Raw genomic sequence first — 25,023 nt, 5'->3', positions numbered from 1 at the left:
GCTATCGGCGCAGCGGCCAGGCCACCGCGTCGTGGTCGGACTCGCCGCCGGCGGAGCCGACGAACCGGGCGCAGGCGTCGGTCAGCGTCTCCAGCAGGGAGAGCGGGTCCGGCAGCGGGTGCTCGGGGCCGCGCAGCCAGGCGACGTCCAGCTCACCGGGCAGCTGGGCGGGCGGCAGCAGCACATAGCTGCCCCGGCAGTGCCAGCGCAGTCCGGGGTGCTCGTCCATCGTCTCGGGGTGGCAGTCCAGCTCGCAGGGCCACCACTCGTCCTCGTCCTCGGGGGTGCCGCGCGTCGCGGTGAAGAACAGCATCCGGTCGTCGCCGGAGCGGGCCACGGGCCCGACCTCGACGCCGGCGGCGAGCAGCCGCTCCAGGGCCTGTTCACCGGCGGCCAGCGGGACGTCGAGGACGTCGTGGATCATGCCCGTCGCGGTGATGAAGTTGGCCTGCGGCTGGCTGCGGGCCCAGCGCTCGATCTGGGCGCGGTCCGTGGTGGACTGCGTCTGCCAGGCGAAGGAGAGCGGGTGCCGGGCGGGGGTGGGACAGCCGATGCGTTCGCAGGAACATCGGTAGCCGACCGGGTGGGCGGCGGGCGCGATCGGCATTCCGGCTTCGGCGACAGCCAGGAGCAGCGCCTCCCGCGCGGTGTCGTCGACCTCGCGCTGCTGCGGTTTGGGTCGGCGCCGCAGCCACTGGGAAAACCTGCCCTCTGAGCCGCGAGAACGGCCGAAATCGACGCCCATCTATCCCCTTGCCTTTGCGTTGTGCCCCAGCCCATGGTCCCACCATCCTGCGCCTCGGGTGGCCAGAGTCCGGAAGCGGGGTGGGACGGGTGAGGGAGCGCGGGCGGCGCTATGCCACTCTTTGTCACGAAAGAGCACGCTTCGTGACGGGCTCGCGCCCAGCCGGTGCCGTCCGCCGGGGGCCTGTGTCCGCGTGAACCACCCGTTCGGACCACTGTGCCCGGGGCGCCGGACGGCGCACCATGGGCTCACGCACACACCCGTGCGACGCACCCGCCGCAGTGGCCACCAGCCGCCGCGACACCTCGTGAGGAGCCCTCTTTGCCCACCCGTCGCCCGACCACCACCCCTCATCGAGGCGCGGTGCGCCACTCCACCAGCCGTCAAGCGACCCCCCGGCACTACCTGATGTGTGCCCCTTCCCATTTCCGGGTGACGTATTCCATCAATCCCTGGATGGACCCCACCAAGCCGGTGGACCTGCCGCTGGCGCAGACGCAGTGGGAGGATCTGCGCGACCGCTACCGTGCTCTCGGTCACACCGTCGATCTGCTGGAGCCGCGTCCGGAGCTGCCGGACATGGTGTACGCGGCGAACGGGGCCACGGTGATCGACGGGCGGGTGCTGGGCGCCCGGTTCGCCTATCAGGAGCGGTTCGAGGAGGCGGCGGCCCATCGCGACTGGTTCCTGGCCCACGGTTTCACCGAGGTCCATGAGCCGGATCACGTCAACGAGGGCGAGGGCGACTTCGCGGTGACCGCCTCCTGGGTGCTGGCGGGGCGGGGTTTCCGGTCCTCGCCGCTCTCGCACGGGGAGGCGCAGGAGTTCTTCGGGCGGCCGGTGATCGGGCTCGATCTGGTGGACCCGCGCTACTACCACCTGGACACCGCGCTGTGTGTGCTGGACGACGCGGCGGACGAGGTCATGTACTACCCGCCGGCGTTCTCGCCGGGCAGCCGGGCGGTACTCGCGCGGCTCTTCCCGGACGCGCTGATCGCCGGGGAGGCGGACGCCGCCGCGCTCGGCCTGAACGCGGTGAGCGACGGGCTGCACGTGCTGCTGCCCCAGGCGGCGACGGGCCTGTTCGACCCGTTGCGGGCGCGCGGCTTCGAGCCGGTGCCGATGGACCTGAGCGAGCTGCTGAAGGGCGGCGGCAGCGTGAAGTGCTGTACGCAGGAGCTGCGCGGCTAGCCGCTACTCCGCGTCCTGCCGGGGCGGCCAGGGGTCGCCCCAGTCGGTGTCCCGGGCGGCGCGGTAGAGCCCGCCGTGCCGCTTGGTGACCGTGGTGCGGCCCAGGGCCTCGTCGCGGGTGCACAGGTCGAGGAGCACCTGCCCCTTGCGGATCTGCGGCCTGCGGATCACGCGGGCGGTGACCGGGTCCGGGGCGAACCGGGTGGCGACGACGTAGGAGAACTTCTCGTCCTCGTACGCCAGTGAGCCGCCCTTGACCTGCCGGTGCAGCGAGGACCGGCTGACCCGGACCGCGAAGTGGCACCAGTCGGTGCCCGGCTCGATGGGGCAGGCGTCGCTGTGCGGGCAGGGCGCGGCGACGGTGAGGCCGGCGGCGGTGAGCCGGTCGCGGGCCTCGATGATCCGGGTGTAGCCGTCCGGGGTGCCGGGTTCGACGACCACGACGGCCTGCGCGGCCGCGGCGGCGGCGTCGATGAGCGCGGTGCGGGCGGGGCCGGTCAGTTCGTTGAGCACGTAGGAGATGGTGACCAGGTCCGCGCGGGCGAGTTCGAGGTCCTCGCCGATGCGGGCCCGCCGCCAGTCGGCGGTGCGCAGCGCGTCCGGGCCGGCGGCGGCCAGTTCGCGGCCGAGGGCGAGAGCGGGTTCGGCCCAGTCGAGGACGGTGGTGCGGTGGCCCCGCCACTCCCCCGCGACGGCCCAGCTCGCCGATCCGGTGCCGCCGCCGACGTCGGTGTGGGTGGCGGGCGCCCAGTCGGGGGCGGCCTCGCGCAGCGCGCCGAGGGCGGCCCGTACCGCTTCGAAGGTGGCGGGCATCCGGTACGCGGCGTACGCGGCGACGTCCGAGCGGTCGCGGAGCACCGGCGTCCCGGTGGGCACCGTGCCCCGGTAGTGGGCGATGAGCCGGTCGACGGCCTGGCCCGCCTGCTTGGGCGGCAGCCCGTCCAGTGCTCCGGACAGGGCCGCGCGCAGGGCGTCCGCGGTGGGGAGGGTGGCGTTCACCGGGGAATTGTAGGCGGGCCGGGGGCGGGCCCCGGACGGCCGCCGGGACCGGTCAGGGGCGGCGGGCCCAGGGGCGGCACAGGGTGAGGAAGCAGAGCAGGGCGCCGGCGGCGCAGGCGAGCTGGACCACGGCCATGGGCACGGCGGTCTCCTCGCCGGCGATCCCGACGAGCGGGGACGCGATGGCGCCGATCAGGAACTGCGAGGTGCCCAGCAGCGCGGAGGCGGAGCCCGCCGCGTGCTTGGTGCGCATCAGGGCCTGCGCGTTGGTGTTGGGCATCGCCAGGCCCATCGCCGACATCAGCACGAAAAGCCCGGTGGCCACGGGCACGAGGCCGACGTCGCCGAAGATCCCGGCGGTCATCAGGAGCAGCGCGGCGGCGGCCGCCACGATGATGACGAGTCCCCAGGTGAGGGCCTTGTCGAGGCTGACCCGGCCGACGAGCAGCTTGCCGTTGACCTGGCCGACGGCGATCAGCCCGATGGAGTTGATGCCGAACAGCAGGCTGAACGTCTGCGGGGAGGCGCCGTAGATCTCCTGGACGACGAAGGGCGAGGCGCTGACGTAGGCGAAGAGGGCGGCGAAGGCGAGGCTGCCCGCGATCATGTAGCCGGTGAAGACGCGGTCGGCGAGCAGGCCGCGCATGGTGCGCAGCGCGTCGCCGATGCCGCCGGTGTGGCGCTCGGCGGGCGGCAGGGTCTCGTGCAGCCACTTGTGGACGGCGAAGGTGAGCAGCAGGCCGACGACGGTGAGGACGCCGAAGATGCCGCGCCAGTCGGTGAGCCGCAGTACCTGGCCGCCGATGACGGGCGCGATGACGGGTGCGACGCCGGAGATCAGCATCAGGGTGGAGAAGAACCGGGCCATCGCGTCGCCGTCGTACAGGTCGCGGACGACGGCGCGGGCGATGACGATGCCGGCGGCGCCGGCCAGGCCCTGGACGAGGCGGAAGGCGATGAGGAGCCCGGCGGACGGGGCGAAGATGCACAGCGCGGTGGCCAGCACGTAGACGGCCATGCCGAGGAGCAGCGGGCGGCGCCGGCCCCAGCGGTCGCTGAGCGGTCCGACGACGACCTGGCCGAGGGCCATGCCGGTGAGGCAGGCGGTGAGGGTGAGCTGGACCGTGGCGGCGGGGGCGTGGAGCGAGTCGGTGACGGCGGGGAGCGCCGGGAGGTACATGTCCATGGACAGCGGCGGGACCGCCGTCAGTCCGCCGAGGACCAGGGTGACGAGGAGACCGGTGCGCCGGGCGGCGCCGGTGGCTCTGCCGGCGGGCGGCTGTCCGGACTGCGCGGGAGCGGCGGTTTCGGGGGTGGTGTCGGTGGTGCGTATGTGCTGGGCCCGGCTGCCGCCGCTCTCCGGCATTCTCATCTCCATGGTTGTTGAATCCGGCTCTATCCTCTCAGCTCGGCGGGACGGTCGATACCTCGCGATGGTCGACGGCCGTCAGGCGGGCTTGAGGCCGGGGTCGCCGGCCTCGGTGACGTAGGAGCCGGCGGTGGTGATCGGCGCGCCCGGGGTGGTGACGGCGGAGACCGTACGGAAGTCGGCGCGTGCCTGGCGCTCCTGGAGGGTGATGACGGCGTAGCCGCGGCGCCCGTTGTAGAACTTCAGGTGCGGGTTGGCGCGGGTGAGGTTGTTGTGGTTGGCCGGCTTCTCGGAGCCGTTCTTGCCGCTGGTGATGGACGTGGTGACGATCTCGGTGCCGACGGTGCGCGAGTCCGGGTCGTCGAAGTCCCGCTTCAGGTCGAAGCCGTAGCTGACGTGGACGTCGCCGGTGAGGACCATGAGGTTGTCCACGCCGGCGCGCTCGGCACCCTCGATGACGCGGTCGCGGGAGGCGGGGTAGCCGTCCCAGGAGTCCATGGACAGCTTGAAGGCGTCGGTGGGCACGTCGCGGCGCTGGGCGAAGGTGACCTGCTGGGGCACGATGTTCCAGGTGGCGTGCGAGCGGCGCCAGCCGTCGAGGAGCCAGCGTTCCTGGGTGGCGCCGGTCAGGGTGCGCCTGGGGTCCTCGGACTCGGGTCCGGGGGTGCGCCAGCCGTCGCCGTACGCCTGGTCGCTGCGGTACTGGCGGGTGTCGAGGACGTCGAACTGGGCGAGCCGGCCGAAGTTCAGGCGGCGGTAGAGCCGCATGTCGGGCCCGGTGGGCCGCTGCGGGGCGCGCAGCGGCTGGTTCTCCCAGTACGCGCGGTAGGCGGCGGCCCGGCGGATCAGGAACTCCTCGGGCGGCACGCTGTTCTCGGGGGTGCCGCCCGCGTAGTTGTTCTCGGTCTCGTGGTCGTCCCAGGTGACGACGAAGGGGTGCGCGGCGTGGGCGGCGCGCAGGTCCGGGTCGGACTTGTAGAGGGCGTACCGCAGCCGGTAGTCCTCCAGCGTCGTCGTCTCGCGGTTGAAGAGGGCCGGCAGGGTGCGGTCGGTGTAGGCGCGGGCGCCGCCGGTGGCGTTGACGGCGTACTCGTAGAGGTAGTCACCGAGGTGGAAGACGACGTCGACGTCCTCCTGGGCGAGGTGGCGGTAGGCGGTGAAGTAGCCGTCGTGGTACGCCTGGCAGGAGACGGCGGCCAGGGCCAGTTCGCGCTTGTGGGCGCCGGGCGGGGGCGCGGTGCGGGTGCGTCCGGTGGGGCTGGTCCACCGGCCCGTGCGGAAGCGGTAGTGGACGACCCGGTCGGGGGCCAGGCCCCGCACCTCGACGTGCACGCTGTGGTGGAACTCCGGATGGGCGTACGTGGTGCCGCGCCGCACGATCCGGGTGAAGCGCTCGTCGTGGGCGACTTCCCAGTGGACCTCGACGCGGGCGTGGGGCAGGCCGCTGTCGGGTTCGAAGGGGCGGGGCGCGAGGCGGGTCCACAGGAGGACGGAGTTGTGCTGCGGGTCTCCGGACGCGACGCCGAGCGTGAACGGGTTCTCGCCGATGCGGTGGCCGCTGAGCTCGGCGGCGCCGGCCGTTCCGGCGGCGGGCAGGCCGACCGAGAAGGCGAGCGCGGCGGCGGCTCCGGTGACGGTGAGGAAGCGGCGGCGGTCGGTGTGCCGGGCGGCGTCGCGCAGCTCCTGCTGTGGCGATGAGTGCGTCATCTGTCCCTCCCCTGACTGGTGGTATGGGTGGAAGTCCACCGGCCGGGCGCATCCGGAGGCTGACGTGTTCGCGTCGTGCGGGCGTCGTCCGGATGAGGAGTGCGGCAGGATGGTGCCCCGGGGGGCAAACGCCGCGTTCGGGGCGGATCGATGATCGCCGAGCGGGGCCGCGAGGGCGCGTGAATCGCCGTGGCCGCCCGCGAATTCACCCCAGGGGGTTGCGTCCGGCGAGGCGTCGCGCGAGGGCGCGCAGCAGCCGTGTGTACGGTCCCCTGCGCGCGGGCCGGGCCACGGCGCCCGCGCAGGACCGTTCCGCCCGGTCCAGGCTCTCCTCGATCAGCGCGTCGTGCAGCGGGCGCCAGACGAGCGGCCGGCTCAGCCGGGCCGGGCCGGTGGCGCGCATGGCGAGGGTGTGCCGCAGCAGCGTTCCCGGCTCTCCCGGCCCGGCGGGCAGTACGGCGTACTCGTGGAAGCCGTGGAAGCCGCGCGGCCCATCGAAGGCGAACCGCACCCAGAGCGCGGGGACATGGGCGACGACCGTGTACCGCACGGGTCCGTGGCCGCCGGCCGCGCCGACGCCCAGCGGCCGGTCGAACGCCATCGCGGGCCAGCTCCGGTGCGGCCACAAGCGGTCCTGGGCGCCGGGGCGCGCCAGGGTGTCCAACAGGGCGCCGGCCCGGTCCGCCGCGACGGGCAGCAGCCGTTCATGCACGTTGTAGACAGCCATGCGTCCCGCCCCCGGCGAATAGAGAAACAGAAAATAGAGACACCTCTCCAAAATCTTTATGGAGAGTACTCTCCGATTCATGGCCAGGCCACCCCGTTTCAGCACCGATCAACTCCTGGACGCCGCCGTGCCGCTGGGCGCCGCCGCCGGCCCGGCCGGGATCACCATGTCGGCCCTCGCCCGCGCGACGGGCGCCCCCAGCGGCTCCGTCTACCATCGCTTCCCCGGCCGCGACACGCTGCTCGCCGAGGTGTGGCTGCGGACGGTGGAGCGCTTCCAGGAGGGCTGGTTCGCGGCCATGGACTCCGGGGCGGACGCCCGGCGGGCCGGTCGCGCGGCGGCCCGCCATGTCGTCGCCTGGAGCCGCGCCCACCCGCAGGAGGCGGCGCTCCTGCTGTACGGCGCCGAGGACTTCGGCCGCTCCGGCTGGTCCGGGGAGCACCGCGCCCGCGCGGACCGGGGCGACCGGCGGGTGCGGGCCGCTCTGGCCGCGCTGGCGGCCGGGCTGGGCGCGGACGGGCCGGGCGCGGACGGGCCGGCGGACCGGGAGCGGATCGCCCTCGCGCTGATCGATCTGCCGCTCTCGGTGGTCCGCCGCCCGCTGCGTGCGGGGCAGCCGCTGCCCGCGCACGCGGAACGGCTCGCCGAGGAGTGCGCGGACGCGCTGCTGGGCGGGTCGCCCCTGTCCGGCGCACCGGATGCTCCCGGCCCCGCCGGTCCTGCGGGCTGAGGGCGACAGGCCACGCGTACGCTGCGGCGGCATGAGCAACAATCTGTTGAACTCCGCGAAGGACTCCGCCCCGCGCACGGCCGTGGTCACCGGTGCCGGTTCCGGCATCGGCCGCGCGGTGGCGCTCGCCCTGGCCGGCGCGGGCTGGTCGGTGGCGCTCACGGGCCGCCGCCCGGACCCGCTCGCCGGGACGGCCGCGCTGGCCGGCCCGGACGCCCGGATGATCACCGTGCCCGCCGACGTCTCGCGCCCGCAGGACGTGGACGCGCTGTTCGCGTCGGTGCACGAGTGCTTCGGCCGTCTCGACCTGCTCTTCAACAACGCGGGGACCTTCGGTCCGGGCGGGGTGCCGGTCGAGGACCTGGCGTACGAGGACTGGCGCGGGGTCGTCGAGGTGAACCTGACCGGGGCGTTCCTGTGCGCGCAGGCGGCGTACCGGCGGATGAAGGAGCAGGACCCGCAGGGCGGCCGGATCATCAACAACGGCTCCCTCTCCGCCCATACGCCCCGCCCGCACTCGGTCGCGTACACGGCGACGAAGCACGCGATCACCGGCCTGACGAAGTCGCTCTCGCTGGACGGCCGCCCCTACCGCATCGCCTGCGGGCAGATCGACATCGGCAACGCGGCGACGGACATGACGGAACACATGCGGACGGGCACCCTCCAGGCCAACGGGGAGCCGGCCGCGGAACCGATGATGGCGGCCTCCGACGTGGCCCGGACGGTCCTGCACATGGCGGAGCTGCCCCTGGAGGCGAACATCCAGTTCGCCACGGTCATGGCCACCACGATGCCGTACGTGGGCCGGGGATGAGGGGCGCGCGGGTGCAGCGGGACGGTGGCCCCGACCGGGACCGCGGCTCCGCTCTCAGGCCGGTCCGCCGAGCGTGCAGGTGAAGACGGTGTCGCCGTCCTGCTCCGCCCGTACGAACACGCCGCCCGGCGCATGGCGGGCCTCGACCCGGCAGGGCCGGTCCAGCTCCACGTACCGCAGGAAGTCGGAGCGCACCGTGACCGGGAGGAAGCCCGGCACCGTGGCGTTGGCGGCCTGCCGGGCGGCTTCGAGGAGCAGGATGCCCGGTACGTGGTCGTTGGGGCGGCCGAACAGCGTCGGGTGCCCGGTGTCGAGCCGCAGCGGCCAGCGGCCGGGGCCCTCGGCGGGCCCGAGGACGACGTCACGCTCGGCGGTCCGGCCTGCCGTGTGCGGCGCGAGGGCCGGGATCAGGGGCACGGACACGGGGCCCCTGCTGCCCCGCAGCCGGTGGTAGGCGGCGGCCGAGGTGCAGCTGATCCGGGAGCCGCAGGTGGCGAGCACCCCGCCGTCCCGGCGTATGACGAAGTCGACCCGCATCGAGCGGAGGCTGCTGCCGCGCCGGCGTATGTCGGAGCAGGTCACCTCCACCACGACGTCCCAGGGCTCCTCGCCGAGCACCAGGTGTTCGGCGGCGGTGGCGTAGTTCAGCTCCCACATCACGAACGCGTCGCCGAGCGGCACCCCCAGCTCGGCGTGGCAGACCAGCATGGCCGCCTGCCGCATGGTCTCCGCGATCAGCAGCGGGTCCTGGTGGCTGCCGCCCACAGGGGCGAAGAAGCGGTGGGCGCGCGGCCAGTGGGCGGGCACGCAGAACCGGGTCTCGTTCAGCCGGGCCACCGCCGTGGGGAACACGTCAAGCGGGTCCCCCCGGTGGACCAGTCGCCGGAAGTGTTCCTCGGCCACGCGCGAGGAGAACTGGATCATGAGGCGCCCCCGGGGAACTCCGATGCGAATGGCCGGTTCGGGGTCACCCCGGACCGGCCGTGATCAGGCCAGTTTGCCCCGGCCGCGCCCGCAGTTTCCAGCCACCCCCTGGAGTAGCTCTCAAGCGGCCTCGGAGCGGACGTCTAGTGTGGGTTGAGTGACTGACCGTCATCAATGTGACAGGAGTGATCCATGTCTGTACAGCGTGTGGTCCCGAACATCCCGGTCGGCACGGGTGACGAGGACGGAGCGAACGAGTCCGTGCTGCGGGACAACGCCGCGTTCTACGGTCTGCTCGGTTTCGAGGAGGTCATGAACCTTGGCTGGATCATGACCCTCGCCTCGCCGACGCGGCCGGCGGCCCAGATCAGCTTCATGACACGGGACGCGACCGGCCCGGTCAACCCGGACATGAGCGTCGAGGTGGCGGACGTGGACGCGGTGCACGCCGCGCTGGTCCGCGCGGGCGCGGAGATCGTCCACGGCCCGCAGGACGAGGAGTGGGGCGTACGGCGCTTCTTCGTGCGCGACCCCAACGGCAAGGTGGTCAACGTACTGTCACACCGCTGACACGGCGGCAGCCCGGCGTTTCGGCCATTCCCGCTCCGGGTGGCCGAAATACAGGGGTGCGAGGGGTGGGGGCGGTCGTTGAACACGGTGATCCTGCCGCGACGACCCCAGGAGGGCCTTGTTGACCTCGTACAACACGCATGGAGGCGGCACGAGCGGGCGGGTGCTGCTGCCGCCCGACGAGTACGCCCGCTCGGTGCCCAAGTCGACCGGCTTCGCCTTCGTCTTCTTCACCGACGAGGACTGCCGCCCGGTGCAGTTGCGGGCCACGTACTCGCGCACGCACCCCTGGCAGTTCCCGGGCGGGACGATGGACCACGGCGAGCGGCCCTGGGAGACGGCCCGCCGGGAGTGCCGCGAGGAGACGGGTATCGAGGTGCCGGGCCCGCCCCGGCTCCTGGCCTCGGTCTTCGGGCCGCCCGGCGCCGACTGGCCGTACAGCACGGCGGGCTGCGTCTTCGACGGCGGCCGGCTCACGGACGAGCAGATCCGTTCCATCGTCCTGGACCCGGACGAGCACGACGCGGTCCGGGTGCTGTCCCTGGACGAGTGGCGGCCCCTGATGCCCCGCCAGGACTTCGCCCGCCTGGAGGCGGTGCTGACGGCCCGTCTGACGGGCACGGCGGCGTACTTCGACGCGTGGGGGTGGGGGGACGGCTGAGCGGCGGGGTGCGGGTGCGGCGGTGAGGCGGCGGTACGACCAGGGCGAAGGCGCGCGGATCGGCGGCGAAGTCGTCCGCGATGCGCCGGTGCATGTCCGGCGGGCAGGCGGTGAACCAGCGCGAGATGTGCAGCCGGTGCTCCTCGGCGAGGTCCCTGGCCCGCTCGCCGTCGCTCGGCTCCCCCTCGTCGAAGGCGGCCAGCAGTTCCGCGCGCCAGGCCGTGGCCTCGCCCATGAGCCGGCGCCAGTCCTCCTTCGTATGGGCGGCGGCGCGGGCCATCGACTCGCGCCGGCCCGGCGAGTCGGCCCACTTGAGCTCCGCCTCGGTGGCGTAGCTCAGGTCGAAGGCGATCTCGCCGAACACCTCGAAGCGCTCCTGCGGGGTGAGCGCGACCCCGGTCCGCTGCACCTCGATCGCGCGGCGGGCCACCTCGGACAGCCGTTCCAGCCGGGCGATCTCCGCCGCCGGCCGCTCCTGCCGTGCCAGCAGCCGGTCCAGGGCATTGGCCTGCGGGTCCTTGAAGATCTCGGCGATCTCGTCGAGGGAGAAGCCCAGGTCGCGGTAGAAGAGGATCTGCTGGAGGCGGACCAGGTCGGCCTCGCCGTACAGCCGATACCCGGCCGGGGAGCGGCCGCTGGGCGAGAGCAGCCCCGCCTTGTCGTAGTGGTGCAGCGTGCGCACGGTCACTCCGGCGAAGGCCGCGACCTGACCCACGGAATAGCTCATGCGCCTGCCCTTTCGTCGTGGCCGATCTCGGGCCTGACGTAAGGGGAGGGTCAAGCCGGGCCCCGATCCGGGGACACCGGCCCGTCAGCCGCGCCCAGCAACGTGACGAAAGGTACATTTCACCCCCATGCAGGAAGGGCCCAGCTCCGTGTCCACAGTCACCGAAGAACAGCCCCACACGGCGAAACTCTCGCTGATGACGCTGTCCGCGCTGGTCGTGGGCTCCATGGTCGGCGCCGGGGTGTTCTCGCTGCCCCGGCGCTTCGCGGAGGAGACCGGCGTCGCGGGGGCGCTGATCGCCTGGACGATCGCGGGCACGGGCATGCTGATGCTGGCGTTCGCCTTCCAGTCCCTGGCGATGCGCCGGCCGGACCTGGACGCCGGGGTGTACGCGTACGCCAAGGCCGGGTTCGGCGAGTACCTCGGGTTCTTCTCGGCGTTCGGCTACTGGGCGAGCGCCTGCGTCGGCAATGTGACGTACTGGGTGCTGATCATGTCGACCATCGGCACGATCTGGCCGGCGCTCGGCGACGGCGACACCGTTCTGGCCGCGGCGCTCTCCTCGGTCGGGCTGTGGAGCTTCTTCCTGCTGATCCGGCGGGGCGTCAAGGAGGCCGCGGCGATCAACCGCGTCGTCACGGTCGCCAAGGTCGTACCGATCCTGGTCTTCGTCGTGCTGGCGCTCTTCTGCCTGGACCCGGAGGTGTTCGCGGAGAACTGGGGCGGCGCCGACTACGCGGGCTCCCTGTTCGACCAGATCCGCGGCACCATGCTGGCCACCGTCTTCGTCTTCCTCGGCGTCGAGGGCGCGAGCGTCTACTCCCGGCACGCCCGGCGCCGCAAGGACGTGGGCCGGGCCACGGTCCTGGGCTTCCTCAGCGTCTTCGCCGTCTTCGCCTCGGTCACCATCGTCTCGTACGGGATCATGCCGATGAGCGAGATCGCGGAGCTGCGCCAGCCCTCCATGGCCGGGGTCCTGGAGCACGCGGTCGGCACCTGGGGCACCGTCTTCGTCAGCGTCGGGCTGATCGTGTCCGTCCTCGGCGCCTATCTGGCCTGGTCCCTGATGGCCGCCGAGGTGCTGTACGTGGCCGCGCAGGACCACGACATGCCGCGCTTCCTGCGCCGGGCCACGGCGGACGACGTGCCCGTGCCCGCCCTGGTCATGACCACCGTGCTGGTGCAACTGGTGCTCGTCGTCACGCTGCTCTCGGACGACGCCTTCAACTTCGCGCTGAACATGACCAGTTCGCTGACCCTGATCCCGTTCCTGCTCGCCGCCGCGTTCGCGCTGAAGATCTCGCTCACCGCGGACCCGCTGGCCCAGCGGCCGACGACGGGGCGCGACCTCGCCATCGGCGTCCTGGCCACCCTCTACACGGCGTTCCTGCTGTACGCGGCCGGGCTCAGGTTCGTCCTGCTCTCCTTCATCGTCTACGCCCCGGCCACGATCCTGTTCGTGATGGCACGCCGCGAGCAGGGCCGGCGCCCCTTCTCCCCCCGTGAGCTGCTGATCTGCGCCGTCTCGGTCGCCGGTGCCGCCCTGGGTGTGATCGCCCTCGCGGTCGGCTGGATCAGCCTCTGAGCCGGACCCGCCTCCCCCAACCCGTCTGCGAAGGACCGCACATGACCGCTGCCAGCGCTTCCCGCATCCCGCTCGGTGTCCACTCCGAGGTCGGCCGGCTCCGCAAGGTCCTGGTGTGCGCGCCGGGCCTCGCGCACCGCAGGCTCACCCCGACCAACGCCGCCGATCTGCTCTTCGACGACGTGATGTGGGTGGAGAACGCCCAGCGGGACCACGCCGGTTTCGTGGACGCGCTCACCGCTCGGGGCGTCGAGGTCGTCGAGCTGCACGGCCTCCTTGCCGAGACGCTGGCCGTGCCGGGCGCGAAGGACTGGCTGCTCGACCGGAAGATCACGGCCGGCGAGGCGGGCCTGGGGCTGATCGACTCCACCCGCGCCTTCCTGGACACCCTCGCCCCGCGCGCGCTGGCCGAGTTCCTGATCGGCGGCCTGGCCACCACCGACCTGCCCGACGACTACCGCCCGCCGTACATCGCCCTGGCCCGCGAGTCGAACGGGGTGCGCGAGTATCTGATGCCGCCGCTTCCCAACACGCTGTACACCCGCGACACCACGTGCTGGCTGTACGGCGGGGTCACGCTCAACCCGCTCTACTGGCCCGCCCGGCACGGCGAGACCCTGCTGATGAAGGCCGTCTACCGCTTCCACCCGGACTTCGCCGACGCCACGGTGTGGTGGGGCGACCCGGAACGGGACTGGGGCCAGGCCACGTTCGAGGGCGGCGACATCATGCCCGTGGGCAACGGGGTCGTCCTGATGGGCATGAGCGAGCGCACCTCGCGCCAGGCCATCACCCAGGTCGCCGCCGCCCTGTTCGAGCGGGGCGCGGCGGAGCACGTCGTCGTGGCGGGCATGCCGAAGCTGCGGGCGGCGATGCATCTGGACACGGTGTTCACCTTCGCCGACCGGGATGTCGTGACCCTCTACCCGCGCATCGTGGACGCGATCCACGCCTTCTCGCTGCGGCCGGGCGGCGGCGCGGTGCCGGTGGACATCACCGACGAGGGCTCCCGGCCGTTCACCGAGGTGGTCGCCGGGGCGCTGGGGCTGCCGGGGCTCCGGGTGATCGAGACGGGGGGCGATGTGTACGCCTCCGAGCGGCAGCAGTGGGACAGCGGCAACAACGCGGTCGCGGTCGAACCGGGCGTGGTGTTCACGTACGACCGCAACACCCAGACCAACGCGCTGCTCCGGGAGGCGGGCATCGAGGTGATCGAGATCGTCGGCGCGGAGCTGGGCCGGGGGCGGGGCGGCGGCCACTGCATGACCTGCCCGCTGATCCGCGAGCCGGTGGCGTTCTGAGACGGGGCCCCGAAAGCGGCCGTACCCGGAACACACGGCGGCCCAGCGGGATATCGATCACCGCTGGGCCGCCGGTACGGGCGTACCGTCAGGGGCACGCCGTCATTGGGGGGCGCTCCGTGGAGCGTGGCGCGTCAGGCGCAGGCGCCGAGGTCCTCCCAGACGCCCCACTCACCGCCGGCGCCGGGCTGGTCGCCCTGCACCCACCACTTGGCGCGCCAGTTGTGGCCCTCGTAGGAGACGGTGTTGCCGCCGGTGTAGACGGCCTCGGTGCTCCACGCGGGCGCGTCGCAGGTGCCGGTGTCGCCACCGCCGGTGTTCCCGCCGTCGCCGCCACCGGTGTTGCCACCGTCGCCACCGCCGGTGTTGCCGCCGCCGATGTTCACGTCCACGCAGGCGTAGAAGGCGTTGCCGGTGTCCGCGACGTTCCACACGGCGAGCACCTTCTGCTTGCCGGTGAAGTTGCCGAAGTCGACCTGCTGGCTGACGTCGACCGGCGGCTGGGCGTTGTTGCCGGAGAACTCGGCGATCTTCGTGTCACCGATGAAGTACTGCCAGTTGGCCGTGGCGTGCCGGGCCGTGTGGTGCCAGGTGAAGGTGAAGGTCTTGCCGACCGGGGTGACCTTCCAGCCCCGGTTGTCGTCGTCCAGCTCGGCGTAGGCCGCGTTGCCGCCGCTGCAGCTCTTGAGGCCCTTGGGGCCCTCGACGCTCTGCGGCTCGTACTTGATCTGGCCGCAGTCGACGACACCGTCGGCGCACTGGGCCTGCCGGCTGGAGGGAGCCGAGACCCAGCCGTGGGCGCTCGCGGTACCGGCCTGGATGCCGAGGGCGAGGGCGGGGGCGACCAGCGCGCCGATCGAAAGGGCCATCCGTCGCTTGCTGTTCATGCCACATCACTTCCTTTGCTCTTACGGAGACCGGCCGGATGCTCGCCGGGGCGCTCGGGGGTGTGCGCCCGGCCATGGGGGGAAACGGCCGTTCCGTCGGTACGGGGGTGGGACCGCCCGGTCCGTCGCGGCCACCGCTCGGGCGGGCCGCGTCTTCGGGCAGGCGCCATCCTCGACCGGGTGCCCCCGGACGAGGTCTAGACCTGGACGATGCGGTCTAGACCTTAATCGCGTTCAGGCGCCAGTCAAGGGCTCGGAGCAAGCCCGGCGGCGGCTCCGTTTTCCGCATTCAAGTGGTTCGTTTTCGAACTACTCGTTTGCCATTTTTAAGTGATCCTTAAGCCCCTGGTCACCGGCACCGCCCGACCGATCCCCGGTGCGCACCGACCCTCCGACCGGCCCACAGACCGTCAAATTGGTCTAGTCCTAATCTTGTTGGAATCGTTGACGCGCAGGTCACGGGCCGGTTATCACTGCTCCAACCCCCCATTCCCACAGCACCACCCCGCACCCCCATGCTGGAGGCCCGCACGTGCACCCCCGCAAGACATTCACCGCCGCGCTCCTGAGCACGGCCCTCGCCGCCGGAGCGCTTGCCGCGACCGTCGGCATCGGCTCGGCGCAGGCGGCCGACGCGCCGGCTTCCGCTTCCGCCTCCGCCTCCGCCTCCGCCTCCGCCGGCAACGTGCGCATCGCGTACTACGACCAGTGGAGCGTGTACGGCAACGCGTTCTACCCGAAGCACCTCGACACCCGGGGCATCGCCGGGCAGCTGGACATCATCAACTACTCGTTCGGCAACATCCACCCGACGAACCTGACGTGCTTCGAGGCCAACAAGGCCGCGGGCGACGACAACAACCCCAACGCGGGTGACGGTGCCGGCGACTCGTACGCCGACTACCAGAAGTCGTTCAGCGCCGCCGACAGCGTGGACGGCGTCGCCGACAAGTGGGACCAGCCGATCGTGGGCGTCTTCAACCAGTTCAAGGAACTGAAGGCGAAGTACCCCCACCTGAAGATCAACATCTCGCTGGGCGGCTGGACGTACTCCAAGTACTTCAGCGACGCGGCCAAGACGGACGCGAGCCGCAAGAAGCTGGTCTCCTCCTGCATCGACCAGTACATCAAGGGCAACCTGCCCGTCGAGGGCGGCTACGGCGGCCCCGGCACCGCGGCCGGCATCTTCGACGGCATCGACATCGACTGGGAGTACCCGGCCTCCGCGGGCGGGCACCTGGGCAACCACTACGCCCCCGAGGACAAGCAGAACTTCACGCTGCTGCTGGCCGAGTTCCGTAAGCAGCTCGACGAGTACGGCGCCGCCAACGGTGGCAAGAAGTACCTGCTGACCGCGGCGTTCGGCGCGGGCCAGGACAAGATCGCGAACATCGAGACCGACAAGATCGGTCAGTACCTCGACTACGCGAACATCATGACGTACGACATGCACGGCGCGTGGGACAGCGCCGGCCCGACGTACCACCAGTCGCCGCTCTACTCGGGCAGCAACGACCCGTCCAACCCGGTCGCGCCCGGCACCGAGAAGTACTCGATCGACAACGCGGTCGACTCCTGGATCGACGGCAAGCCGGCCTACGGCATCGCCGGCGGCTTCCCGGCGAAGAAGCTGACCCTGGGCTACGAGCTGTACTACCGCGGCTGGAAGGGCGTCCCCGAGGGCGGCACCCACGGCCTCGCGCAGTCCGCGACCGGTGGCTCCGGCGCACGTCCGCTGAGCCAGCAGGCCGGTATCGCGCACTACAAGGAGCTCGGCGGCATCGTCGACAACCCGGCGACGACCTACTGGGACGACGAGGCGAAGGCCTCCTACTTCTACAAGGACGGCGAGTTCTTCACCGGCCTGGACAAGAAGTCCATCCAGGCGCGGGCCGACTACGCCAAGCAGCGCGGCCTGGGCGGCGCGATGATGTACTCCCTGCTCGGCCTGGACGAGAACATCACCCTGCTGAAGCAGATCAACGCGGCGATCGGCGGCTCCACCACGGAGCCCACCACCCCGCCGACCACCGAGCCGAGCACCCCGCCCACCACGGAGCCCAGCACTCCGCCCACCACCGAGCCGAGCACCCCGCCCGCCACGGGCTGCGGTTCGACCCCGGCGTACGTGGCCGGCACGGTCTACAACTCGGGCAACGAGGTCTCCTACAACGGCCACAAGTACAAGGCCCAGTGGTGGACCCAGAACGAGACGCCGGGCAGCACCGGCGAGTGGGGCGTCTGGAAGGACCTCGGCGCCTGCTGATCCCGCCACCGCCTGAACGCGAGCCCCCGCCGGAGCCCCGGCGGGGGCTCGCGCGCGTGGTCGGACTTCTGCGGCAGTGCCCGGATCCGCATCACGCGGTACGCGTGTCACCTGCGAAGACGTATGCCTCCCTGTGGTCTCGTCACCACTTCCCCCCCTCATGCGGTGGCCGGCCCACCACCGCCTGGAGAGAGACCTTCCCGCTGCTCCCCGCCCGCCTCCGGAGTACCGGGGCGATGAGGGGCCGCAGTACACGGCCGGCCGGAAGTGTGTGACGGCCATACCTGGTTCGCGGTGCTTCTCGAACCCCACTGTGAGGGGACGAAGCACGAACCCAGGGGGAAAGGGAGGCAGCCGATGAGCTTGCTGAGTCCGGAGCGGGCTCCGGGGCAAAGACGGTGGTCCCTGCCGGCCACGGTGGTGGAGGAGCTGAGTGCGGAACTCTTCGCCTCATTGCCGCGCAGCGACCAGCGGCGCAAGGGCGAGCTGTACCTGCGGGGCCTGCTCCTCGCGGAAGGCCGCAAGTCGATACGCAACATCGCCGCATGCGTGGGAGACCGGGCCGCCGAGCAGAGCCTGCACCACTTCATCGCCTCGTCCACCTGGGACTGGGCACTGGTCCGCGCGGCGCTCGCACGCTATCTGGAACGAACGCTCCAGCCGAGGGCGTGGGCGGTGCGCCCCGTCGTCATCTCGAAGGCGGGCACCGAGTCGGTGGGCGTCACCCACCGGTTCGTCCCCGATCTCGGGCAGATGGTCAACAGCCAGAAGGCGTACGGGCTCTGGGCGGTGGGCGAGGGCCACGCCTCTCCGGTCAACTGGCGGCTCGACCTCTCCGACAAGTGGCGTGACAGCCTCCTGGGCGCCTCGCCGCACACCATCGGTTCGGCGCTGACCACCATGCCGCTGGAGAATGTCGCATCGGCCGCGCACGAAGTGCGGGGCTGGTCCGGAGGGCCGGTCCGGCCCGTGGTGATCGACCTGCCCGACCTGCGGCCGGCCGAGGTGGCGCACCGCTTCGCCCGGACCGGGACACCGTTCGTGCTGGCGGCCCGCGGCACCACACCCGTACGGTGCACGGACCCGGCTCTGCCGAGCGGTGCGGACAACGGCATCGGGGCGCACCGGCTGCTGTTACAGGCCCGGACCCTGCGCCGCCCGGTGGCCTGGACCGAGCCGGCCGAGCTGCGCACTCGTACCAGTCTGGTGGTGGTGGTACGGATTCGGCTGCCCAGTAGCACGCGGCCGCTCGTGCTGCTCGGAGAGTGGACCGATCCACGAGGCTGGCCCGAGCGCTGCTGGATCAGCGATCTGACGCAGGTGTCCCCGGGCGCGCTGCTGCGTATCGCGAAGCTGTCGCGGTACGCCGAGCGGGACTTCAGCGGGATCTCCCTGCCGGTGGGGCTCGCGGACTTCGGCGGCAGGTCGTTCGAGGGCTGGCACCGGCATGTCACGCTGGCCTCCGCCGCGCACGCCGTACGTATGCTCACGCTCGCCGAGACGAGTGCGGTGTCCCCCTCGTCTGCTTGGTCGGAGTACGGCGCCCTCGGCTGAGCACCTTCCGCGTCTGGTGCAGCTGAAGGGCCAGCTGCACCTGGAGCACCCGTGCGGGCTTCTGCCATTCCTCGCCGAGCAGTTCGGTGATCCGCTCCAGGCGGCGGGAGACCGTGTTGGGGTGGACGTGGAGTAGCTCGGCGGCCCGCGACGGGCTGCACGAGGAGTCGAAGTAGGCATGCAGGGTGGGCACCAGCTCGGTGCACTGCTGCTCGTCGTAGTCGAGGACCAGGCCGATCGTGTCCTGGATGAATCCGCTGACATCCGGCTGGTCGGCGAGGAGGAGACCGAGAAAACCCAGCCGGCGGGGCGAGGCACTGCTCCCGGGACCGGCCAGGGCCCGCATCGCGTCCAGGCAGCGCCGAGCCTCCTGGTGGACCCGGGCGACCGAGCCGGGGTCGGCGGTCGGGCCGGCCGAGCCGGTCGTCACCGGAACGCCGAGGACCTCGCCGAGTTCCCCGGAGACCTTCCGGGCACGTTGCTCGGGGTCGGTGCCGGGCAGCAGCAGCACAATGACGTCGCCGTCCACTGCTCGCAGCCCGTTGTACCGGTGCGCGTAGGACGACGCCCAGGTGACGGCGCGTCCCCTGACGCCTTGTTCGGGCCTGGCGGCCACCAGGACGTGCGGCTCGTCCAGGAGGACGGAGAAGCGCCGTCCCTGCTCGACGAGCTGCCGTGAGGGCTCTTCGGTGCCGTTCAGCAGGCCGGCGAAGAACTCGTCCCGCAGGTGGCCCTCGGTCAGGGCGGTACGATCCTCCAGCACCAGAACAACGGCCGTGACCTGGGCGGTCACTTCGAGCAGTTGCGACTGGAACGGTGTGACGGGTTCGTCTCCGATCAGGACGATCCCGCCGAGCATCTCCTCCCCGGCGCTCACCGAGGCGACCCAGGTGTGCGCGTCGAGCGACAGCGCCGTGCCTTCGGTGTGCGCGTCCAGGAGGCGGGCCTGCGACCCGGCCGGTTCGACCCGCGAGGACGTGCCGTGGGTGTGACGGGCGAGGGTGCGGCCTTCCCGGTCCTGCACGACGAGTGTGGCGCCGATCGCCTCGGCGGCGGCCGCGGCCAGCACGGGCAGCCCCGCCCCGCCGAGTACCAGGTCGAGCAGGGTCCGGTGGGTACGGCTGAGAGAGCTGCTGGCGGAGGACGACAGCATGGCGCGCGACGTGCCCCGCTCCAGCTCGGAAACCTCGTGGCGCGTCTGTTCGAGCAGACGGGTCTTTTCGATGGCAACCGCGGCAAGGTCTCCGAGCGAGCTCATCAGCGACACCTCGTCCGGCGTGAAGTGCCGGACGTTGCGGTCGGCGACGTAAAGGACGCCGAGTGCGGCATTCTCGTGGTGCAGCGGGACCGCCATGATGGCGTGCAGGCCCTCGGCCCGTACCACTTCGTCGATGACCTTGTTGTGGGCGAACCGGTCGTCCCGCAGGTAGTTGGAGGTCCAGAACGGGGCCGTACTCACCGCCGCCTGCCGTCCGACGCCGCCGTCGAGCGGCACGGCGAAGCCGACAGTCAGCGCCGAGGCGTGACCGTCCGCGGCACCCACCCGGGAGCAGCCCTCCACGAGGTCGGTGAAGGTCACCCAGGACATGTCGAGTCCGAGCAGCAGCCGGGCCCGCCGGGTGATGACTTTGAGCAGGGCGTCCAGTTCGTACGGCTCGGTCAGGTCGCGCGCGGTGTCCACGAGTGCGGCAAGACCTGCCTCGCGTTGCTGCCGGCGGGAGAACAGCGACCGGATGTTCAGGCTGAGGCCGGTGGCCCGGACCAGACGGGACAGCTCTTCGGGCGATGCTCCGTCCTGGCGCGCCTGACGAACCAAGTCCTCGAACGCGGTGGCGGGAGCTTCTCTCTCCAACAGTTCAAGGATGTCAAAAACTAAATCTGCCACGGTAGTTCGCTGCCCCCTAGTGACCGGACCCCAACGCGCCCGGTGCGCCCAGCGCCCCGATGGCCCCTCGGTGCGCCCCCAGGTGAACGTAAGCGGCGGTACGAGAAATGGTCAAGGCCGCCTAGGACGCGAGGACCGCACGACCGATGTGCGGAGTGTGACCGGGCCACCACCCTCCATGATGACGATGTTACCGGGACACCTTCTGAAGCACCGAGTCCAGCGGCAAACATGATCGGCGGTCGGGTGGGTGCCACAGCCACCACGCAGAGCACGTCCGCTGACGAGGGAGACATCGTGTCGCAGCTTCAGAATGCCGAGACGCCACTGCTCGAACTGTCCGGGGCGCAAGGGCACCGCACCGCCTGCCGGCTCCGGAGCTGGGAGCGGTCACTGCGTCGCAGCCGGCTCTCGCTCACCCGGCGGGACCGCCCCCGGACCTTCGTCCTGGGCGGTCTCGAATGGGACCTGTTCGACGAGGTCTTCGCTCCCGTCTACTCACCGTCCACTCAGGTGGCGCTGGACCTGCTCGGTCTCGACCCTCGGCAGACGTCAGCGCGGCGCTCCGGGTCCTTCCTGGAGATCGGCTGCGGTACAGGTGCCGTCGCCGTGCTGGCGGCGCTGGCCGGCTGCGAACGCGTCACCGCATCGGACATCAGCCCGCAGGCGGTTGCGAATGCGGCGGCCAACGCCGAGCGGCACGGGGTGGGCGATCGAATACGGACGCTGCGCAGCGACATCTTCTCGGGCATCGACGAGGGCGAGCGGTTCGACACGGTCTTCTGGAGCTCCAACTACGTGCTCGGGCCGGACTCCTACGAATACCGCTCGGTGCACGAGCGCGCCTTTGTGGACACGGGATACCGCTCACACCGCAGATATGTGGAGCAGGCCCTGCGCCGGATCACGCCGGGCGGCACCGCGCTGCTGCACTTCAGCGACCGGGGCGACGTCTCCGCACTCCACCGGATAGCGGACGACTGCGGCCGGGAGTTGCGTGTGCTCAAGAGCGTGCCCGTGCACGAGAGCCAGTACGGGGACGACGTCGTCGAGCACATGCTGATCGAGATCCTGCCGACAACACGCTGAACGCATCCGCGACCGACCGGAACAGGGAAGGAACAAGCGTGCGCACGCTCCTGGTCGACAACTACGACTCCTTCACGTACAACCTCTTCCACCTCCTGGCAGAGGTCAACGGCCGCGAACCCGAAGTCGTCCGCAACGACGCCCCACACTGGACGGCCGGCCGGCTCACGGCATTCGACAACGTCGTGATCTCACCCGGTCCCGGGCACCCGGGTCGGGCCGCCGACTTCGGCATCTGTACCCGGATCATCGACGAATCCGACCTTCCGCTGCTGGGCATCTGCCTCGGCCACCAGGGGATCGGTCTGTCGGGCGGCGCCACCGTGAGCCGCGCGCCGAAGCCCCGGCACGGGCTGCCGTCGCCGGTGTTGCACGACGGCACGGGGCTGTTCGACTCGCTGCCCTCGCCGTTCGAGGTGGTGCGCTACCACTCGCTTGCGGTCACGGATCTTCCCGAGGAGCTCGAACCCACCGCATGGACCCCCGACGGGGTGCTCATGGGACTGCGGCACCGCACGCGGCCACAGTGGGGGCTGCAGTTCCACCCCGAGTCGGTCTGCAGTACGTACGGCGCCGGTCTGCTGCGGAACTTCGCACGGCTCACACGGGAGCACCGGCGCGCAACCGCCGGCACGGTACGGACAGCGGGCCCTGCTTCCGGCCGTACGGCGGCAGCCGTGGCCCGTACCGGACAGGACACCGCCGAACGCGCACCGGCGTCCACGGAGCGGATCCGCTCACTGCGGGTGCTCAGCCGCACCACGCCCGCCCGTTGCGAGGCCGAGACCGCCTACGACCTGCTCTTCCGAGGCAACGACCACGCGTACTGGCTGGACAGCAGCCAGTACGGCCATGGGCGGGGCCGCTTCTCGATGATGGGGGACGCCACCGGTCCGCTGGCCCGCGTGGCTGTGGCCGATGTGTGGAGCGGCACGGTCACGGTGACTCCGGCGCACGGTACGGCGGAGATCGTCGCGGGTCCGTTCCTGGAGTGGCTGGACCGTGACCTGCGCGGAATCAGCACACGACTGCCCGACACCCCCTGCGACTTCGCGCTCGGCTGGGTCGGCTTTCTCGGCTACGAGCTGAAGGCCGAGTGCGGTGGCGACTTCGTGCACCGATCGGACGAGCCCGACGCGGTCATGGTGTTCGCCGACCGTGCGCTGGTCTTCGATCACGTCGAACGCGTCGTACACCTGCTGGCCCTGGTGGAGGGCGCGGACGAGACGGCGGCGCTGACCTGGCTCGACGCGACCGGGCGGCGGCTCGAACGGGCCGCGGGCCGCGTCCTGCCCGGGCCGCGGCCGCCCGAACGGCAGGCGGCCGTCACTCTGCGACACGACCGGGATGACTACCTGGGGCTCATCGACGACTGCCTCGACCAGATCGCCCACGGCGAGACCTACGAGGTCTGTCTCACCAACCAGGCTGTGATATCCGGGAGTTACGATCCGTGGGAAACGTACCGCGTCCTGCGCAGGGTCAGCCCGGCACCGTTCGCCGCGCTGTTGCAGTTCGGCGGCGTGAACGTCCTCAGCACCTCGCCCGAGCGGTTCCTGCGGGTGGACCCGACCGGCCTGGCCGAGTCCTCCCCGATCAAGGGCACCCGGCCTCGCGGAGACACCCCCGAAGCGGACGCGGCGCTCGTCGCGGACCTTGTCTCGGACCAGAAGGACCGCGCCGAGAACCTCATGATCGTCGACCTGGTGCGCAACGACTTGGGCCGCTGCGCGGTACCGGGCTCGGTCGAGGCGAACGACATCTTCCGGGTCGAGAGTTACGCCACTGTCCACCAGCTGGTGAGCACGGTGCGCGCCCGGCTGCGTCCGGAGCTGACCGCCCTCGATTGTGTGCGGGCGGCGTTCCCCGGCGGCTCGATGACGGGAGCCCCCAAGATCCGCACGATGCGTGCCATCGACAGGCTGGAGGGAGGGCCCCGTGGGGTCTACTCGGGCGCGGTCGGCTACTTCTCGCTTTCCGGCGCCGCGGATCTGAGCATTGTGATCCGTACGGCCGTGGTGACCCCTGACCGGATCACCTACGGGGTCGGCGGCGCTGTGGTGGCGCTGTCCGATCCGGCGGCGGAGTTCGAGGAGACCGCGGTCAAGGCCGCGCCCCTGCTCGCCCTGGCCCGCACAGAGTTCCCACAGCGCACCCAGCGACGGGTCCAGGCGTAAGTCCCCGTAGGGCGTTGTCCCTAGTCGCGCTGGAGATGGCTGTGCCCCGCCGCCTCCAGCGCATCGGTGACCTCGTTCACCGGCACCCCGAGCCGGACCAGGGACTGGAGGGTCCGCCGGCCCTCTGTGTCCGAGTTCATCAAGGTGTCGCCACGCAGGCCGGGACCGTCGGCGGCCTCCTCCAGAGTCTCCAGGGAGAGCGCGTGCGCGGTGTGCCAGCCGACCAGATCACTCACGCTGCGCCGGTCACCACCCGTCCACAGCAGCCTGGGGGGGACGGCGCCTGCCGCTCTGAGCACCCGCCACCACTCCTGCGCCAGCCGACCCTCCCTCAGCCGGAACATGCGGCGCGCCATCGCGAGCCCGGCCGTGCCGCGGGCTTCGTGGTCGGCGACGATTCCGAGCTGGTCGAGGCGGGTCTCCACCGCCCTGTCGAGCATCCCCACGGGACACGTCGTCTCCACCGGGATGTGGGCGAGGTGCCGGCCCGCCACGAGTGCTCGCTCCATCCCGTCGTAGTAGGCGTCGAGGACCTCGTCGTACCGCTCGGTGGAGAAAACCGCGGCCGCGTCCACCCCGATGCCGTCGGCGAGACAGTCGGCGAAGGCCTTCAGGCCCTCGGCCGTCATCGGGATGCGCACCATCAGGTTGGACCGGTGCACGGCGGAATGCAGCATGCGCGCCCCCGCATACTGGGATTCGGCGTCCTCGGCAAGACGGCGGGCCATCGGCACCGACACCTGGCCCGCCATGCCCTCACTGTCGGTGAACAGCGGCAGCAGCGCATCGCAGACGCGCCGGACCTGGGCCTCGGTGCTGCCCGCCGGCAGCACCGCGCCGTGGAAGTGCCCGTCCAGCAGATCGTCGAGCGGTTCGTCCTCGATCTGTTCGGGGCGGGAGAAGACGATCCACGGCGAGACACCTTCGGCCGTCAGTTGTTTCAACAGCGCAGCGGCTGCTCGACTCACCATGCTCCCGACCCTAGGACGCCCGCCCTTTCCTCGGGGAAACCAGCGAGTGGAATGTCAAGTCCGGGCCGGGAGACATACCCCTGTGCCCGTCATGGACGGTCCCGGACGGAATGACATGTCCCGGTTCCGGCGGCTACCCCG

The 25,023-nt window shown here is 71.5% G+C and carries 20 protein-coding genes and 1 pseudogene; 11 read left to right on the top strand and 10 right to left on the bottom strand.

The features are described 5' to 3' along the window. Position 1: 1 nt before the first annotated feature. On the bottom strand, positions 2 to 745 hold the full coding sequence (locus DNK56_RS09025) for a bifunctional DNA primase/polymerase (protein WP_111332203.1): 744 nt from the start codon (positions 743 to 745) through the stop codon (positions 2 to 4). Positions 746 to 1,108: 363 nt separating this feature from the next. Between DNK56_RS09025 and ddaH the strand changes: the two genes are divergently transcribed. Next, a complete protein-coding gene (ddaH, locus tag DNK56_RS09020) occupies positions 1,109 to 1,936 on the top strand; it encodes a dimethylargininase (RefSeq protein ID WP_342211066.1) in 828 nt (275 codons plus the stop codon). Between the two features lie 3 nt (positions 1,937 to 1,939). Here ddaH and DNK56_RS09015 read toward each other — a convergent pair whose 3' ends face one another. The 4 genes from DNK56_RS09015 to DNK56_RS09000 form a co-directional block, all read right to left on the bottom strand. After that, the gene (locus DNK56_RS09015) at positions 1,940 to 2,935 is read right to left on the bottom strand and encodes a small ribosomal subunit Rsm22 family protein (protein WP_111332201.1); all 996 of its coding nucleotides are present in this window, start codon (positions 2,933 to 2,935) and stop codon (positions 1,940 to 1,942) included. A 52-nt stretch (positions 2,936 to 2,987) separates the two neighbouring features. Then, on the bottom strand, positions 2,988 to 4,301 hold the full coding sequence (locus DNK56_RS09010; RefSeq protein ID WP_111332199.1) for a multidrug effflux MFS transporter: 1,314 nt from the start codon (positions 4,299 to 4,301) through the stop codon (positions 2,988 to 2,990). An 81-nt stretch (positions 4,302 to 4,382) separates the two neighbouring features. Beyond that, positions 4,383 to 6,011 carry an alkaline phosphatase D family protein gene (locus DNK56_RS09005; RefSeq protein ID WP_111332197.1) on the bottom strand — a complete coding sequence of 543 codons (1,629 nt, stop codon included), beginning with the start codon at positions 6,009 to 6,011 and terminating at the stop codon, positions 4,383 to 4,385. A gap of 205 nt (positions 6,012 to 6,216) precedes the next feature. Next, complete coding sequence (locus DNK56_RS09000) at positions 6,217 to 6,738, bottom strand: SRPBCC family protein (RefSeq protein WP_111332195.1); 522 nt, start codon at positions 6,736 to 6,738, stop codon at positions 6,217 to 6,219. 79 nt (positions 6,739 to 6,817) lie between these two features. Here DNK56_RS09000 and DNK56_RS08995 point away from each other — a divergent pair, with 79 nt between their 5' ends. Both DNK56_RS08995 and DNK56_RS08990 read left to right on the top strand, forming a co-directional pair. Beyond that, positions 6,818 to 7,468: a TetR/AcrR family transcriptional regulator gene (locus DNK56_RS08995; RefSeq protein ID WP_111332193.1), complete on the top strand. Its 651-nt coding sequence runs from the start codon at positions 6,818 to 6,820 to the stop codon at positions 7,466 to 7,468. Positions 7,469 to 7,499: 31 nt separating this feature from the next. Beyond that, positions 7,500 to 8,285 carry an SDR family oxidoreductase gene (locus DNK56_RS08990; RefSeq protein ID WP_111332191.1) on the top strand — a complete coding sequence of 262 codons (786 nt, stop codon included), beginning with the start codon at positions 7,500 to 7,502 and terminating at the stop codon, positions 8,283 to 8,285. A 54-nt stretch (positions 8,286 to 8,339) separates the two neighbouring features. Here DNK56_RS08990 and DNK56_RS08985 read toward each other — a convergent pair whose 3' ends face one another. After that, complete coding sequence (locus DNK56_RS08985) at positions 8,340 to 9,209, bottom strand: ScbA/BarX family gamma-butyrolactone biosynthesis protein (RefSeq protein ID WP_111332189.1); 870 nt, start codon at positions 9,207 to 9,209, stop codon at positions 8,340 to 8,342. Between the two features lie 192 nt (positions 9,210 to 9,401). Between DNK56_RS08985 and DNK56_RS08980 the strand changes: the two genes are divergently transcribed. Then, the gene (locus tag DNK56_RS08980) at positions 9,402 to 9,779 is read left to right on the top strand and encodes a VOC family protein (RefSeq protein WP_111332187.1); all 378 of its coding nucleotides are present in this window, start codon (positions 9,402 to 9,404) and stop codon (positions 9,777 to 9,779) included. A 310-nt stretch (positions 9,780 to 10,089) separates the two neighbouring features. Then, positions 10,090 to 10,272: pseudogene (locus DNK56_RS35845) on the top strand (NUDIX domain-containing protein); the annotation flags it as partial. Here the strand turns inward: DNK56_RS35845 and DNK56_RS08970 are convergent. Next, entirely contained in the window at positions 10,253 to 11,167 is a 915-nt protein-coding gene (locus DNK56_RS08970) for a MerR family transcriptional regulator (protein ID WP_241989816.1), read from the bottom strand. The pseudogene DNK56_RS35845 and the gene DNK56_RS08970 sit on opposite strands and share 20 nt — an antisense overlap. A gap of 148 nt (positions 11,168 to 11,315) precedes the next feature. On the opposite strand from DNK56_RS08970, the gene DNK56_RS08965 reads away from it, so the two are divergent. Continuing rightward, positions 11,316 to 12,752, top strand: coding sequence for a basic amino acid/polyamine antiporter (locus DNK56_RS08965; protein ID WP_274578583.1), 1,437 nt, complete (start codon positions 11,316 to 11,318; stop codon positions 12,750 to 12,752). Positions 12,753 to 12,793: 41 nt separating this feature from the next. Further along, positions 12,794 to 14,053 (top strand): arginine deiminase, encoded by a 1,260-nt coding sequence (locus DNK56_RS08960; RefSeq protein ID WP_111332181.1) that lies wholly within the window; start codon positions 12,794 to 12,796, stop codon positions 14,051 to 14,053. Between the two features lie 134 nt (positions 14,054 to 14,187). Here DNK56_RS08960 and DNK56_RS08955 read toward each other — a convergent pair whose 3' ends face one another. Then, positions 14,188 to 14,940, bottom strand: coding sequence for a lytic polysaccharide monooxygenase (locus DNK56_RS08955; protein WP_111332179.1), 753 nt, complete (start codon positions 14,938 to 14,940; stop codon positions 14,188 to 14,190). A 532-nt stretch (positions 14,941 to 15,472) separates the two neighbouring features. On the opposite strand from DNK56_RS08955, the gene DNK56_RS08950 reads away from it, so the two are divergent. Together DNK56_RS08950 and DNK56_RS08945 are read left to right on the top strand one after the other, a co-directional pair. Then, complete coding sequence (locus DNK56_RS08950) at positions 15,473 to 17,206, top strand: glycosyl hydrolase family 18 protein (RefSeq protein WP_111332177.1); 1,734 nt, start codon at positions 15,473 to 15,475, stop codon at positions 17,204 to 17,206. 357 nt (positions 17,207 to 17,563) lie between these two features. After that, positions 17,564 to 18,760, top strand: a complete 1,197-nt coding sequence (locus tag DNK56_RS08945) for an IS701 family transposase (protein WP_111332175.1) — start codon at positions 17,564 to 17,566, stop codon at positions 18,758 to 18,760. On the opposite strand, the gene DNK56_RS08940 is transcribed toward DNK56_RS08945, so the two are convergent. Further along, positions 18,693 to 20,612, bottom strand: coding sequence for a helix-turn-helix domain-containing protein (locus DNK56_RS08940; RefSeq protein WP_241989815.1), 1,920 nt, complete (start codon positions 20,610 to 20,612; stop codon positions 18,693 to 18,695). The genes DNK56_RS08945 and DNK56_RS08940 overlap by 68 nt on opposite strands. Positions 20,613 to 20,942: 330 nt before the next feature. Here DNK56_RS08940 and DNK56_RS08935 point away from each other — a divergent pair, with 330 nt between their 5' ends. Together DNK56_RS08935 and pabB are read left to right on the top strand one after the other, a co-directional pair. After that, on the top strand, positions 20,943 to 21,734 hold the full coding sequence (locus tag DNK56_RS08935; RefSeq protein ID WP_241989814.1) for a methyltransferase domain-containing protein: 792 nt from the start codon (positions 20,943 to 20,945) through the stop codon (positions 21,732 to 21,734). A 38-nt stretch (positions 21,735 to 21,772) separates the two neighbouring features. Then, a complete protein-coding gene (pabB, locus tag DNK56_RS08930) occupies positions 21,773 to 23,911 on the top strand; it encodes an aminodeoxychorismate synthase component I (protein WP_111332171.1) in 2,139 nt (712 codons plus the stop codon). 20 nt (positions 23,912 to 23,931) lie between these two features. Here the strand turns inward: pabB and DNK56_RS08925 are convergent, their stop codons facing one another. After that, positions 23,932 to 24,882, bottom strand: a complete 951-nt coding sequence (locus DNK56_RS08925; protein ID WP_111332169.1) for a transaldolase family protein — start codon at positions 24,880 to 24,882, stop codon at positions 23,932 to 23,934. Between the last annotated feature and the right edge of the window lie 141 nt (positions 24,883 to 25,023).

This window comes from Streptomyces sp. AC1-42W, assembly GCF_003248355.1.
Taxonomy (GTDB): Bacteria; Actinomycetota; Actinomycetes; order Streptomycetales; family Streptomycetaceae; genus Streptomyces.
This window is presented reverse-complemented; position numbering and strand designations above follow the sequence as displayed.

What these genes read in the sequence shown, in the direction of transcription:
- DNK56_RS08990 (WP_111332191.1), top strand. Translation starts at nt 7,500, where the DNA reads ATGAGCAACAATCTGTTGAACTCCGCGAAGGACTCCGCCCCGCGCACG.
- DNK56_RS09010 (WP_111332199.1), bottom strand. Translation starts at nt 4,301, where the DNA reads ATGCCGGAGAGCGGCGGCAGCCGGGCCCAGCACATACGCACCACCGAC.
- DNK56_RS08955 (WP_111332179.1), bottom strand. Translation starts at nt 14,940, where the DNA reads ATGAACAGCAAGCGACGGATGGCCCTTTCGATCGGCGCGCTGGTCGCC.
- DNK56_RS09005 (WP_111332197.1), bottom strand. Translation starts at nt 6,011, where the DNA reads ATGACGCACTCATCGCCACAGCAGGAGCTGCGCGACGCCGCCCGGCAC.
- DNK56_RS08985 (WP_111332189.1), bottom strand. Translation starts at nt 9,209, where the DNA reads ATGATCCAGTTCTCCTCGCGCGTGGCCGAGGAACACTTCCGGCGACTG.
- DNK56_RS09000 (WP_111332195.1), bottom strand. Translation starts at nt 6,738, where the DNA reads ATGGCTGTCTACAACGTGCATGAACGGCTGCTGCCCGTCGCGGCGGAC.
- DNK56_RS08995 (WP_111332193.1), top strand. Translation starts at nt 6,818, where the DNA reads ATGGCCAGGCCACCCCGTTTCAGCACCGATCAACTCCTGGACGCCGCC.
- DNK56_RS08925 (WP_111332169.1), bottom strand. Translation starts at nt 24,882, where the DNA reads ATGGTGAGTCGAGCAGCCGCTGCGCTGTTGAAACAACTGACGGCCGAA.
- DNK56_RS08945 (WP_111332175.1), top strand. Translation starts at nt 17,564, where the DNA reads ATGAGCTTGCTGAGTCCGGAGCGGGCTCCGGGGCAAAGACGGTGGTCC.
- DNK56_RS08960 (WP_111332181.1), top strand. Translation starts at nt 12,794, where the DNA reads ATGACCGCTGCCAGCGCTTCCCGCATCCCGCTCGGTGTCCACTCCGAG.
- DNK56_RS08980 (WP_111332187.1), top strand. Translation starts at nt 9,402, where the DNA reads ATGTCTGTACAGCGTGTGGTCCCGAACATCCCGGTCGGCACGGGTGAC.
- DNK56_RS08970 (WP_241989816.1), bottom strand. Translation starts at nt 11,167, where the DNA reads ATGAGCTATTCCGTGGGTCAGGTCGCGGCCTTCGCCGGAGTGACCGTG.
- DNK56_RS09025 (WP_111332203.1), bottom strand. Translation starts at nt 745, where the DNA reads ATGGGCGTCGATTTCGGCCGTTCTCGCGGCTCAGAGGGCAGGTTTTCC.